Source organism: Amaricoccus sp. (assembly GCF_017993425.1).
In the GTDB taxonomy this organism is placed as follows: Bacteria; Pseudomonadota; Alphaproteobacteria; order Rhodobacterales; family Rhodobacteraceae; genus Amaricoccus.
This window is the reverse complement of the sequence record NZ_JAGOMQ010000025.1, coordinates 27,070-40,175: the sequence shown is the minus strand read 5'-3', so window position 1 is coordinate 40,175 and position 13,106 is coordinate 27,070. Positions and strand designations below refer to the sequence as shown.

At 74.4% G+C, this 13,106-nt stretch carries 6 protein-coding genes; 3 read left to right on the top strand and 3 right to left on the bottom strand.

The annotated features are described in order from the left end of the window. Positions 1 to 129: 129 nt before the first annotated feature. The 3 genes from smc to KBB57_RS12990 all read right to left on the bottom strand — a co-directional run bounded on the left by smc (position 130) and on the right by KBB57_RS12990 (position 4,925). Positions 130 to 3,591 carry a chromosome segregation protein SMC gene (gene smc / locus KBB57_RS13000; RefSeq protein WP_290750840.1) on the bottom strand — a complete coding sequence of 1,154 codons (3,462 nt, stop codon included), beginning with the start codon at positions 3,589 to 3,591 and terminating at the stop codon, positions 130 to 132. Between the two features lie 366 nt (positions 3,592 to 3,957). Then, entirely contained in the window at positions 3,958 to 4,497 is a 540-nt protein-coding gene (locus KBB57_RS12995) for a DUF2799 domain-containing protein (protein ID WP_290750837.1), read from the bottom strand. Continuing rightward, on the bottom strand, positions 4,494 to 4,925 hold the full coding sequence (locus KBB57_RS12990; protein WP_290750834.1) for an NUDIX hydrolase: 432 nt from the start codon (positions 4,923 to 4,925) through the stop codon (positions 4,494 to 4,496). Before KBB57_RS12990 ends, KBB57_RS12995 begins: the two co-directional genes overlap by 4 nt. Before the next feature lie 103 nt (positions 4,926 to 5,028). Here KBB57_RS12990 and KBB57_RS12985 point away from each other — a divergent pair, with 103 nt between their 5' ends. The 3 genes from KBB57_RS12985 to KBB57_RS12975 all read left to right on the top strand — a co-directional run. Beyond that, on the top strand, positions 5,029 to 6,012 hold the full coding sequence (locus tag KBB57_RS12985; protein WP_290750832.1) for an Hsp33 family molecular chaperone HslO: 984 nt from the start codon (positions 5,029 to 5,031) through the stop codon (positions 6,010 to 6,012). 667 nt (positions 6,013 to 6,679) lie between these two features. After that, positions 6,680 to 8,422, top strand: a complete 1,743-nt coding sequence (locus KBB57_RS12980; RefSeq protein ID WP_290750829.1) for a ShlB/FhaC/HecB family hemolysin secretion/activation protein — start codon at positions 6,680 to 6,682, stop codon at positions 8,420 to 8,422. A 46-nt stretch (positions 8,423 to 8,468) separates the two neighbouring features. Beyond that, a partial coding sequence (locus tag KBB57_RS12975; RefSeq protein WP_290750826.1) for a GLUG motif-containing protein occupies positions 8,469 to 13,106 on the top strand: 4,638 nt, incomplete at its 3' end.

Sequence of the window (13,106 nt, the reverse complement as noted above, 5' to 3'; positions counted from 1 at the left end):
GGAAAAGACCGGGCTGGAATGTGGCTGGAATCGGGCTGGAATGCGGCTTGCCACTTTTTAACAGGTCGTTAGCGCCCGAAGCGGCCGCCGGGCTGCTGACCGGGCGTCTCCGCCCGGTCCGCCGTTGCCTCAGGCGACCAGCGCGCCCATGCGCTCGGCGCCGGCGAGATCGACGGAGACGAGCTGGCTGACGCCGGGCTCGGCCATGGTCACGCCGAAGAGGCGGTCCATGCGCGACATGGTCACCGCGTGGTGGGTGATGACGAGGAAGCGCGTCGCGGTGCGCCCGGTCATCTCGTCCATCAGGTCGCAGAAGCGGGTGACGTTGGCGTCGTCGAGCGGCGCATCGACCTCGTCGAGGACGCAGATCGGCGAGGGGTTGGCGAGGAACACCGCGAAGATCAGCGACAGCGCCGTCAGGGTCTGCTCGCCGCCGGAGAGGAGCGAGAGGGTGGCGAGCTTCTTGCCCGGAGGCTGGCACATGATCTCGAGCCCGGCCTCGAGGGGATCGTCGGATTCGACCAGCGTCAGCGTCGCCTCGCCGCCGCCGAAGAGCCGCTTGAAGAGCGCGGCGAAGTTGCGGTTGACCTCCTCGAAGGCTGCGAGCAGGCGGCCGCGGCCCTCGCGGTTCAGGCTGGAGATGCCCTGGCGGAGCTTGCGGATCGCCTCCTCGATCTCGGCGCGCTCGGCGGTCAGCGTGTCGTGCTCGGCCTGGACGGCGCGGGCGTCCTCCTCGGCGCGCAGGTTCACCGCGCCGAGGCCGTCGCGGGCGCGGCGCAGGCGCTGGGCCTCGGCGTCGAGGTCGGCGGCCGGGGGCACGCGGTCGGGGTCGGCGGCGAAGCGGGCGAGGAGGTCGCCGGGCTCGGTCTCGGCCTCGGAGCGGACGCGCTCGACGGCGGCGGCGGCGCGCGTCTCGGCGGCCTCGGCGACGGCCTCGGCGCGGGCGCGGGCGGCGCCGGCCTCGGCGGCGGCCTTCTCGGCGGCGCGCAAGGCCACGTCGCGCTCCTTGAGCGCGGTTTCGGCCAGCGCGAGCGTGTCGGCGGCGCGGCGGCGGCGGGCCTCGGCGTCGGCCAGCGTCTCGGCGAGGCCGGCGCGGCGGGCGGCGAGCGCCGGCGGCTCGTCGCGGGCGGCCGCGAGCGCGGCGGCGGTGTCGGCGGCGCGGCGGTCGAGCGTGGCGAGGCGGTCGGCGGCGTTGGCGCGGCGGGCGCGCCAGCTCTCGGTCTCGCGGGCGATGGCGTCGAGGCGCTTCGCCCGGGTCGCGCCGGCGCGGTCGAGCTCCTCGGCAGCGGCGCGGCGGGTCATCATGGCGATGCGGGCGGCCTCGACCTTGAGCCGCTCGGCGTCGACGCGGGCGCGAGCCTCGGTCGGGTCGGGGAGGCGGGAGGCGGCCTCGTCGGCGGCGGCGCGGGCGGCGGTCGCCGTCCCGGCCTCCTCGGCGCGGCGGCGGCGCCCCGAGCGCAAGCCGTCGGCGCGGCCGCGGGCCTGCTCGGCGGCGGCTTCCGCGCGTGTGAGCGCGCGGGTGGCGTCGGCGAGCGCCGTCTCGGCGGCGCGGCGGGCGGCGCGGGCGGCCTGCTCGGCGGCAACGGCGCCGGTGAGGTCGGCGGCGGAGGCGGCCTGCGCTTCGCGGGCGACCGCGGCGGCCGTTTCCGCCTGGGCGAGCTGGCGGCGCAGGTCGGTGAGGCGGTTCTGCTGGCGCAGGCGCTCGGCGGCCGCCCCCGAGGCGGCCCCGGCGGCGAGGCGCAGGCCGTCCCAGCGCCAGAGGTCGCCCTCGCGGCTGACGAGGCGCTGGCCGGGGGCGAGCGCGGCTTGCAGGCGCGGGCCGTCGGCGCGCGCGACGACGCCGATGGCGGCGAGGCGGCGGGCGAGCTCCGGCGGGGCGGCGACGCGGGCGGCGAGGGGCTCGGCGCCCTCGGGCAGCGGCGGCTGGGCGAGCGGGTCGAGGGCAAGCCAACCGGTGGCGGCCTGCGCCTCGATGGCCGGCTGGGCGAGGTCGTCGGCGAGCGCGGCGCCGAGGGCGGATTCGTAGCCGGGATCGACGCGGAGGGCGTCAAGGAGGGGCGCGGCGGCGCCCTTGGGGCGGGCGAGGGCGCGCTCCAGCCCGGCGGTCTCGGCGGCGAGCGCCTTCAGCGCGCCCTCGGCGCCGGCGCGGGCGGACTGGGCGGCGACATCAGTGGCGCGGGCGGCGAAGGCGGCGGCCTCGGCCCCGGCAAGGGCGGTCTCGGCGGCCTCGGCGCGGGCGACGGCAGCCTCGTTGGCGGCGGCGGCGGCCGCGCGGGCCTCGGCGCTGCGGGTGAGATCGGTCTCGGCGGAGGCGAGCGCGGCCTCGGCGGAGGCGAGGGCGCGGGCGGCCTCGACCTCGCGCTTCTGCGCCTCCGCGCGGCGGGCGGTCGCGGTCTGGTGCTCGGCGGCGAGGCGGGCGGCGGATTCGGCGGCGGCGTCGAAGGCGGCCTCGACCATTTTCAGCGCGGCGGTCGCGCGCTCGGCCTCGGCGAGGGCGGCGGCGAGGGCGGCTTCGTGGCCTTCGCCGGCGGCCTCAAGCTCGGCGCGCTCGGCGGCGAGGCGGGCGTCCATGTCGAGGGCGTCGCGGTCGAGGGCGGCCTCGCGCTCCCGGTCGGATTCAATCTGGGCCAGCGCGGCGGCGAGGTCGGCGATGCGGCGCTCGGCCTCGGCCATGGCGGCGTCGAGGCGCTCGCGCTCGATCGTGGCGCGCTGGAGGACAGCGGCGGCGACGGCATCCTCCTCGCGGGCGGGGGGGACGGCCTCTTCGGCGGCGGCGCGGGCGCGGGTGGCCTCGGAAGCGGCGGCGGTCGTGGCGGCGGCGGCGCGGACGGCGGCGGTGAGCGCCGAGGCCGCGGTGGCGCGCTCGTCCTCGGCGTCGCGCCAGAGCCGCCAGAGGCCGAGCCCCTCGGCGCGGCGCAGCGCCTCGGCGATCTCGCGGTAGCGGGCGGCGGTCTTCGCCTGGCGGGCGAGGGTGGCGATCTGGGCTTCCAGCGCTTCGAGGACATCGCCGACGCGGCCGAGGTTCGCCTCCGCGGCGCGGAGCTTCAGCTCGGCCTCGTGGCGGCGCTGGTGCAGGCCGGCGATGCCGGCGGCCTCCTCCAGCACGCGGCGGCGGGCCTTGGGGCGCGCGTTGATCAGCTCGGAGATCTGGCCCTGGCGAACGAGGGCGGGGGACTGGGCGCCGGTCGAGGCGTCGGCGAACAGCATGGCGACGTCGCGGGCGCGGGCCTCGCGGCCGTTGACGCGGTAGACGGAGCCCGCGTCGCGGTGGATGCGGCGGGTGATCTCCAGCGCGTCGGCGTCGTTGAAGCCGGCGGGGGCGAGGCGGTCGCGGTTGTCGATGAAGAGGCCGACCTCGGCGTGGCTGCGCGCGGGGCGCGAGGCGGAGCCGGCAAAGATCACGTCGTCCATGCCGTCGCCGCGCATGGCGGTGGGGCGGCTCTCGCCCATGGCCCAGCGGATGGCCTCGAGGAGGTTCGACTTGCCGCAGCCGTTTGGACCCACGACGCCGGTGAGGCCGGCGGAGATGACGAGCTCGGTCGGGTCGACGAAGCTCTTGAAGCCGGAGAGGCGGAGGCGGGTGAACTGCACGGGGCTGGCCTTTCGCGATCCGGGGGGATCCTTGGCGAGCGGGGGCGGCGAGTCAAGCGGGAACTACCGTATGTGGAGGGAGCGGCTGGGGTGAGGCGCCAGATGTGGCGGTGGCCGGGTTCCGGGGAGCATCGTCGCGAAGACATCGGCGTGCCCCGGGTCCCCCGCGAGGTTGCGCCGCCTCATCGGGTCCGCCTGACAGTCAGACAGCGCCCGATCCGGCGCCGCGTCCACCGGCCGCGCCCAGGCTGGCCGAGCGGGTCGTTCCGCCCGGGCGTCAATCCTACATGAAAATGGCGAGCCGGATTCCAACCTGTTTCCAGCTCGGATTTTCCGAGGCCTTCCAGAGGGATGCCTCCGCCGGCCTCAATACCCGATCGAAGCGTGGCGCGCCTCCCGCTCCAGCCTCCGGATCTCCTGCTCGCGGTCCTCGATCCCCCGTTCCAGCCGGCGGATCCGCCGTCGCTCCTCCGGCCCGACCTCGCCCTTGAGGAGCTTGTCGATCCGCTCCCGCGCCTCGCGGTTCTCGCGCTCCAGCCCGTCGATCTGCACCTCCACGCCGTGGATCCGCAGACCCCGCTCCTCCGCCGCCGCCAGCCGCCAGCGCTCCGCCGGCGGGCAGACCGGGTTGAGCCGCCCGCCGCGCAGGCCGGCCTCGAAGGCGTTCGCCGGCGTGCAATAGGACCGCAGCCCCTCCGCCCGCCCCGCCCGCCAGGCGGCGACGTCCGGGGCGATCCCGTATTCCGCGCAGGCCTCGGCGTGGTTCGACAGGAACCCCTCCGCCCGCCCCGCCGCCCCGTCGCGATAGCCGACCCCGCGCCAGTCGCCGCCGCGGCAGGCCTCCTCCGACAGCGTCGCGCAGGAGCCGAGCGCCAGGAGGAACCCGAGCGGCGTCAAGGCTTTCATCGCAAGGCCGCCAGAAACGCGCGGTCGCCGTCGCTCGCCACGAGCGCCGCGGCGACGGGGATCGGCATCCAGAGCGCCCGGTGCCCCGCCTCGCGCGGCGGCCCCCGGCGCAGCACCGGCCGCGCCAGGTAGACGTGGCAGATCTTCTGCGCCCAGAGGTCGTACTCGGGCATGTAGCCGAAGCGCTGGTAGGCCCCGAGCCTGCGGACCACGGCGATCGCCCAGCCGGTCTCCTCGAGGCATTCCCGCCGCAGCGCCGCCACCGGGCCCTCGCCCGGGTCGATGCCGCCGCCGGGGAGCTGCACCTCGCGCTGGGGGGCGGACTGCTCGGTGACCAGCACGTCGTCGCCGTCGCGGATCACCGCGTAGGCGCCGGGGCGCGGGCGATAGGTCTGGCCGGGGCGGACGGGCTCGCCGAAACGTCGCATGGCCCATCCTAGGCCGCCGCGACCCCGGCCCGGAAGGGGTCGCGTTGCATCGCGGCGGCCGGCTTCCTATCTCCCCCGCGCAAGCAACCTCGAAAGCAGCCCGATGAGCCTCGCCGGCCAGATCGCCTGGGACGATACGATCCTGCCCTTCCAGCTCGACCGCGCCGACGTGCGCGGCCGCGTGGCGCGGCTCGATTCCGTGCTCGAGACGATCCTCGGCCAGCACGCCTATCCCGCGCCGGTCGCCGCGCTGATCGCCGAGGCGGTGCTGCTGACCGCGCTGATCGGCCAGACCATCAAGCGCCGCTGGCGGCTCTCGCTGCAGATCCGCGGCCGCGGCCCGGTGCGGCTGATCGCCACCGACTATTTCGGACCGACCGCCGAGGGCGAGCCGGCGCGGATGCGCGCCTATGCCGGCTTCGACGCCGAGGCGGCGGCGGCCCATGTGGGCGCGCCCTTCGACCTCGTCGACGGCGGGGTCTTCGCCATCCTGATCGACCAGGGCCCGGGGGCCGCGCCCTACCAGGGCATGACCCCGGTCGCCGGCGCCTCGCTCGCCGAATGCGCCGAGACCTACTTCGCCCAGTCCGAGCAGCTCCCCACCCGCTTCGCCCTCGCCATGGGCGAGGCGAGCTCCCCCGGCCGGCCGGCGCGCTGGCGTTCGGGCGGCGTGATGCTCCAGCACATGCCGAAGGCCCCGCCGCGGCCCGACAGCCTGCCGGCCGGCGCCGACGGGCTGACCACCGCGGCCGACCTCGTCGACGGCGAGGACGCCGACGACTGGAACCGCGCGGTCACGCTCCTCTCCACCGTCGAGGCGACCGAGCTGATCGGCCCGCATGTCGGCCCGGACCAGCTGCTGCTGCGGCTGTTCCACGAGGAGGGCCCGCGCGTCTACACCCCCCAGCCCGTGCGCTTCGGCTGCACCTGCGGCCCGGAGAAGGTGGTGCGCTCGCTGTCGATCTACTCGCCCGAGGAAATCGCGTCGATGACCACCGAGGACGGCCGGGTCACCGCCGACTGCCAGTTCTGCGGCGCGCATTACGAGTTCGATCCCGCCGAGCTGGGCCTGCGCCCGGAGGCCTGATCGGAGGCCTGATCGGGCCGGGCGACCCCTGTCGACCGGTCCCCGCGGTCTCTTCGGGACGCGAGGGCCGGCAGGTGTTCACGCGTGAAAATTATTCAACGCATTGATTTCGTTCAATATGTTATATTGTAACTTAAGCTGATCACACTACACGACAGGAGCCGGTCGCCGCCCGAGGCCGCGTCGCTCCCCCCGACCGAAGCGGGCTCTGCCCGCGAGACTGCGGCGCGACAAGCGAAAGCAAGGCTTTCGCCGCGCCGACGGCTGGAGCGCGTTGGCGCGTAAGCCGTAGGGGGTCCAGATTTCCCCGTTGCGCTCAATCCGTCCGTGATTGCCCCGGCGAGCGCGGAATCGCGCTCGCCCCCCGAGGGGCGATCGCGGACGGATTTGCCACGGGTCAAATCCGTCTGGCGTCACCGTCCCGCACTCTCCCGACCGGGGTTTCTCTCCACTGTCGTGCAGTCTGTAAGCTGATACGCTCCACGACGGAGGCGGCAAGGGTCGACCAGCGGGCGCCGTCCCGCCTCGCGACGACGTCCGCATGGCGCCGCGAGCGTTGCGAGGTCGGCGCGAGCGTGTTATCGTATTGGTAACAATATGTCCCGCGCCCCTGCGCGTGTAATTTTTTCTTGTCGTCCTCCGCCGGGCCCAACCGGGGATTGCACCGATGGCGAAGACATCCGCGATGATGCGAGGGGCGGGACTGGTTGTCGTCGCGCTCGCGGCGGCGCTGGCGAGCGGCTCGCCGGTCCGGCCGCAGACCGCGAGCCAGATCACCCCCCCGACCTTCCGCCCGGAGCTGCCACGCATCGGCGGCGCGGTGGTGTTCTCCGGCGCCCCCGGCCTCGACGCCCCGCCGGGCTCGGACAGGCTCTCCATCACCCTTTCCGGCGTCACCGTCGAGGGCGGGCGGCCGGAGCTCGCCGCCGAGGAGGCGGCGCTCGAGGCGCGTCTCGTCGGCGGGCCGGTCGCGGTCTCCGACCTCTTCGCCGCCGCGCGCGCGCTCGAGGCGGCCTATGCCGACGCGGGCTTCGTCCTCGTCCGGGTGACCCTGCCGCCGCAGGAGCTGCGCGACGGCGGGCGGCTGCGGCTCGTGCTCGTCGACGGCTTCATCGAGCGCATCGACGCGGGCCAGCTGCCCGCCGCCGTGCGCGGCCGCACCGAGGCGGTGCTCGCGCCGCTCGTCGGCGAGCGCGGCCTGCGCCTGCCCGAGATCGAGCGCCAGCTGCTGATCGCCGGCGACACGCCCGGCGTGGCGCTGCGCTCGACGCTCTCGGCCGGCGACCAGCCGGGCGGGACCGTGCTGACCGTCGAGGCGCGCTACCGGCCGGTGACCGGATTCGTCAGCCTCGACAACACGCTGGCCTCCGACCTCGGCCGCTGGACGCTCGGCCTCGGGCTCGACGCCAACAGCCTGCTGGGCCACGGCGAGACCTTCTACCTGCGCGCCTTCGGCTACCCGGGCTTCGGCGACGACGGCTTCTTCGGCAGCGATCCGCTCCAGCGCATCCTCGCGGTCGGCGTGGTGGCGCCGATCGGCACGAACGGGCTGACCGTCAACGTCGAGTACACCGACAGCCGCACCAACCCCGAGGCCTCGCGCCGCTCGGCCGAGACGGCGAGCGACTTCGAGCGGCTGACCCTCGGGGTCGCCTATCCGGTCATCGAGACGCTGCCCCTCGCCGTGACCGCGCGGCTGAGCTTCGACGCCCAGTCGGAGGACCAGTGGCTGCGCGATCCCTATGCCGAGCTCTCCTCCGACGACCTGCGCATCCTGCGGCTGACCGGCGAGGCGACGTGGCGGCGTGAGTCCGGGGCCGAGCTCTCCGGCCGGGCGATCCTCTCCTTCGGGCTCGACGCCTTCGGCGCGCGCACGCAGGACGACGTCGGGCCGAACGATCCGCCCCTGTCGCGCGAGGGCGCCGACGCGAGCTTCCAGAAGCTCGAGGTCGCGGTCGGCTACACCCATCCGCTGCCGGCGCCGTTCGGGCTGAAGCTGCTCGCCCGGGGCCAGACCTCGTTCGGCGAGCCGCTGGCGCTGAGCGAGCAGATCGGCATCGCCTCGTTCGAGGAGCTCTCGACCTTCGACGCCGGCACGATCGGCGGCGACGCGGGCTACGTCGCCCGCGCCGACCTGACCATGACCCGTGCGATCGACGGGTGGCGCATGCCGCTCATCCTGACGCCCTACGCCTTCGCGGCGACGGGCGCCGTCTACCTCGAGGAGCCGACCGCCCTGGAGCGGCGCTCGACCCATGCCTCCTCGTTCGGGATCGGGCTCGACCTGACCGCGGTCAGGGACCCCGACTTCTCGGACGCCTCCATCACCGTAGAGTTCGGACGGGGCCTGCGCGATGACGACGAACCCGACGAGAACCGCTTCACCCTCGTGGCGGCCTTCCGCTTCTGAGATCCGCCCCTGGCGGCTGGGGGCCTGCCTCCTCGCCGGCGCCGCGATGGCGCTGGCCGGCCCCGGCCGGGCCGAGACGCTGCCCTCCGGCGGGCGGGTGGCGCAGGGCAAGGCGTCGATCGCCAAGACCGGACCGGGGCGGATGCAGATCCGCCAGAAGTCGAAATCGGCGGTGGTGAACTGGCAGGGCTTCTCGATCGGACGGGCCGACCGGGTGGACATCGACCAGCCGTCGCGGCGGTCGGCGATCCTCAACCGCGTCACCGGCAAGACGAAGTCGAGCATCCGCGGGCAGCTCACCGCCAACGGCAAGGTCTATCTGGTCAACCCGAACGGCATCGAGATCACCCAGACGGGCAAGGTGAAGGCGAACGCCTTCGTCGGCTCGACCCTCGACATCTCCGACCGCGACTTCGCCCGGGGCAAGGGGCGCTTCGCCGCCGCCGGCGAGCTCGCCGCCGTGCGCAACGCCGGCGTGGTCGAGGCGCGGAGCTACGCCGCGCTCCTCGGCGGCGAGGTGGAGAATTCCGGCGTGATCAGCGCCGAGCTCGGCACGGTCGGGCTCGGCTCCGGCCGGCGCGCGACGCTGAAGTTCCCGAACGGGATGCTGGCGGTGGCGTTGCCGGCCTCGGGCGACGGCGAGGGCGCGCTGATCGACAGCTCCGGGGCGCTGCGCGGCGAGCGGGTGGAGATCCGCGCCGCCGCGGCGCGCGAGGCGGCGCGGCAGGCGGTCAACCTCTCCGGCGTGATCGAGGCGCGCAGCGTGACGAAGCGCGGCGGCGCGATCGTGATCAGCGGCGGCGGCGGCGAGGTGGCGGTCTCCGGCCGGCTCGACGCGAGCGCGCGGCGCGGCAAGGGCGGCGCGATCGAGGCGACGGGCGACCGCATCCGCCTCGCCGGGGCCCGCCTCGACGCCTCCGGGCCGGAGGGCGGGGGGCAGATCAACATCGGCGGCGGGTTGCGCGGCGAGGGCCCGCTGCCGCGCGCGCGGCTGACCTCGGCGGACGCCGCCACGGTGATCTCCGCCGACGCCACCCGCGCCGGCCACGGCGGCGCCGTGGTGGTGTGGTCCGACGTCCACACCGCCTTCGCCGGCCGCATCACCGCCCGCGGCGGGCGCGAGGGCGGCGACGGCGGCTTCGCCGAGGTCTCTGGCAAGCGGCTCCTGTCGTTCACGGGGACGGCGGACCTGAGCGCGGCGAGGGGGGCGTTCGGGACGCTGCTGCTCGATCCGTTCAACGTCACGATCTCGGACGAGATCTCCGTCGGCATGGATCAGGCGGGCGGGGTCTGGTCCCCGAACGTCAACGACTCGAACCTCAACGCGACGCAGGTGGAGACGCTGCTCGCGACGGCGAACGTCACCGTCACGACGGCGAATGACGCAGGGACGCAGGCAGGCGACATCGACGTGCTCGCGCCGCTGGAGTGGACCACGCCCACCATCCTGTCCCTGCAGGCCGACGGCGACATTTCGCTGCTCAGCTCCATCACCGCCGCGCAGGGCGTTCTCGACCTGAGCGCCGGCGGCGACATCGCGACGTCCGATTCGGCGGTGATCGAGCTCGCCCAGGCGCGATGGAGCGCGGTGGGTGACATGACGATCGCGGCGCTGCTGACGGTGCAGGACGGGGGGTTCGGCGCCGGCGCCGACATGTCGATCGCCGGAGCGGGGGTCGCGCTGGGGACGTCCGGCCTCAGCGCCGTCGGGAGCATGGGAATCAGCGCGCCGGTGACGGCGACGAGCCTGACGATCAACGCGGGCGAGCTCGCCTGGACCGCGGCGGACGACCTCGCGTTCAACGGGCAGATCACCGCCGCGACCGGGCGGATCGACTCGGGCGGCAGCCTTTCGATCTCCGGCGTCGGCGCCGATCTCGGGACATTCACGCTGGCGGCCGCGAGCGACGTTCAGATCGCGGCCCCCATCGCCGGGGACGATCTGACGATCATCGCCGGCGGCGACGGCAACATCAACACGACCGCCGCGGGTTCGATCGAGGGCGGGACGCTGACGCTGAGCGCGGGAAACGTGATCTCGGCGGAGGGGGCGGTCGATGTCGACCTGTTCCTGCTTCAGGCTGGCGCCTGGACCCAGAACACGACCTCGCTGCCAGCTTTCGAGGCCGGAGACTTCCGCATTGTGAACGGGCTGGTGGCCTCGTTCCTGAGAGTGCTCGGCGGAAATGGCGGCGACCAGCCGTATCTGGTCGCCGACGTCTACGGACTCCAGGGCATCAGTGGGTTCGTCAACCAGAACTTCGCGCTCAGCAACAATATAGACGCCTCGGGGACCGCAGGCTGGAACGATCTCGGAGACGGCCCGCTGGGGTTCTTGCCCATCCAGGGGCCCAGTCTCAGCGCGGCTCCGCTGCCCTTCACGGGCGACTTCGACGGCGCGGGCGCCACGATCGACGGGCTGACGATCACCCGCGATTCCGAGGATCAGGTGGGCCTCTTCGCGCGGCTCGGCGCGGGCGCGCAGGTCACCGACCTGACGCTCACCAACGTGAGCGTCACCGGCGGATACGAGGTGGGCGGGATCGCGGGGCGGATCGACGCGGGCGCGACCGTGAGCGGGTCGACCATCGCGGGCGCCGTCACGCTCGACGGCGCGTACTACTCGTCCTACTACGCCTCCGCCGTCGGCGGGGTGGCCGGGGTCAGCGCCGGGTCGATCCTCGATTCCACCTCGGCTGCGACCGTGACGGGCGCCATGGGCTCCAGCGACGGCGTCACGGTGGCGTCGGCGGGCGGCCTCGTCGGCGAAAGCAGCGGATCGATCGCCGGCTCGTCGGCCTCCGGGCCGGTCAGCCTGACGGGGGGCTACGGCGTCTCGCTCTATGCCGGCGGCCTCGCGGGCAGCAGCTCCAACTCCATCACGGATTCGAGTGCTTCAGGCGCGGTGACGGCAACCGGGGACAACGCCTTTGCGGGCGGCCTCGTCGGCGGGAGCACCGGCTCGATCGCCGGTTCGAGCGCCACCGGCACGGCGACGGCCAGCGGCTATTTTGCCTACGCGGGAGGGCTGGTCGGCGGGAGCACCGGCTCGATCGCCGATTCGAGCGCCACCGGCGCGGCGACGGCCAGCGGCTACTATGCCTTTGCGGGCGGCCTCGTCGGCGACAGCCAAGGCGCGATCACCGGATCCTCCGCCTCGGGCGCCGTGAGCGCCACCGGCAGCGGCTACGACTATGCCGGCGCCACGGCGGGCGGCCTCGCGGGCCGGAGCGCCGGCTCGATCCTCGATTCCACCTCCTCGTCCTCGGTCACCGCGAGCGTCGACACCGAGTTTCCCGGAGGGAGCGCCACCGCGGGCGGACTGGTCGGCGACAACCAGGGCACGATCACCGACGCCGCCGCCTCCGGCACGGTCTCCGCCGGTTCCACGGAAGGCGGCCTCGTCCTCGTCGGCGGACTGGCCGGACGGAGCATCGACGCCATCTCCGGGTCCACGGCGTCGGGCGGCGTCACCGGCGAGATCAGCGGCGGCACGCTGATGGCGGGCGGCCTCGTCGGCGAGACCTTGGACGTCGGCGAGACCGCCGGCACGATCGACGATTCCTCGGCGACGGGCGATGTCACGGGAAGCTCCGACGCCGGCGGCAGCGTCTGGGTCGGCGGCCTCGTCGGCGGCAGCTCCGCCGCCATCACCGCATCCTTCGCCACCGGACCCGTCTCCGGCACGATGGCCGAGACGGGCGACGCCGAAGCCGTGCTGGCGGTCGGCGGGCTCGCGGGCGTCAATGTCGACGCCATTACCGACGCCTTCGCCACCGGGGCGGTCACCGCGACGGCCGACGGGGACGGAGTCGGGCCGGCCGTCTCCATCTCCGCCGGCGGTCTCGTCGGCGGCACCGACGACAGCGCGATCGAGCGCGCCTTCGCGAGCGGCGCCGTGCTGGTCCAGGGCGACGACTTCGACGCCGCGGCCGGCGGTCTCGTCGGCCAGGCCAGCGGCTCGATCGAGGACGCCTTCGCGACGGGCGACGTCGCCTCCGTCGGCGGATCGGTCGGCGGCCTCGTCGGGCTGAACCAGGGGAGCATCGACCGCACCTACGCCATCGGCGCGGTCAGCGACGGCGGCGACGGGGCGGGCGGGCTGGTCGGGCTGAACGACGGCGGGACCGTCGATGGCTCGTTCTGGGACACCGTCACGAGCGGAACCGGGTTCAGCGACGGCGGCACGGGCCTGCTCACCGCCGAGTTCCAGGACACCGCCGGCTTCTTCGCGCAGGCAGACGCCGCGGGATGGGATTTCGACAACGTCTGGGCGCCGTCGAGCGCCGGGTTCTACCCCGAGATCTACACGATAAACCCGGTGGTGCGCGTCGACCCGGACGACGCCACCCGGGAATACGGGCTGGCGAACCCGACCTTCACCTTCGGCGATCCCATCGGGGGGCCGGGAACCTTCCTCTTCGGCCCGGACGGCGACGACGACCCGCTCGACTACGCCGGCACGCTCTCGAGCCCCGCCGACGAGAACAGCGACATCGGCGCCTACGACATCCTCGCCTCCGGGAACATCACCTCGCCGCTCGGGCAGGTCTACCGGGCCACCACGCTCGTGCCCGGCACGCTCACGGTCACCCCGGCGACCCTGACGGTCGACGTCGGCAGCGACAGCAAGGTCTATGGCGATACCTACGACTTCGGCGACCTTGACTACACGGTCAACGGC

Bases quoted from the DNA above. Each gene is read 5' to 3' on its own strand.
- KBB57_RS12995 (WP_290750837.1), bottom strand. From the start codon at position 4,497: ATGAAAGCCTTGACGCCGCTCGGGTTCCTCCTGGCGCTCGGCTCCTGC.
- KBB57_RS12990 (WP_290750834.1), bottom strand. From the start codon at position 4,925: ATGCGACGTTTCGGCGAGCCCGTCCGCCCCGGCCAGACCTATCGCCCG.
- KBB57_RS12985 (WP_290750832.1), top strand. From the start codon at position 5,029: ATGAGCCTCGCCGGCCAGATCGCCTGGGACGATACGATCCTGCCCTTC.
- KBB57_RS12980 (WP_290750829.1), top strand. From the start codon at position 6,680: ATGGCGAAGACATCCGCGATGATGCGAGGGGCGGGACTGGTTGTCGTC.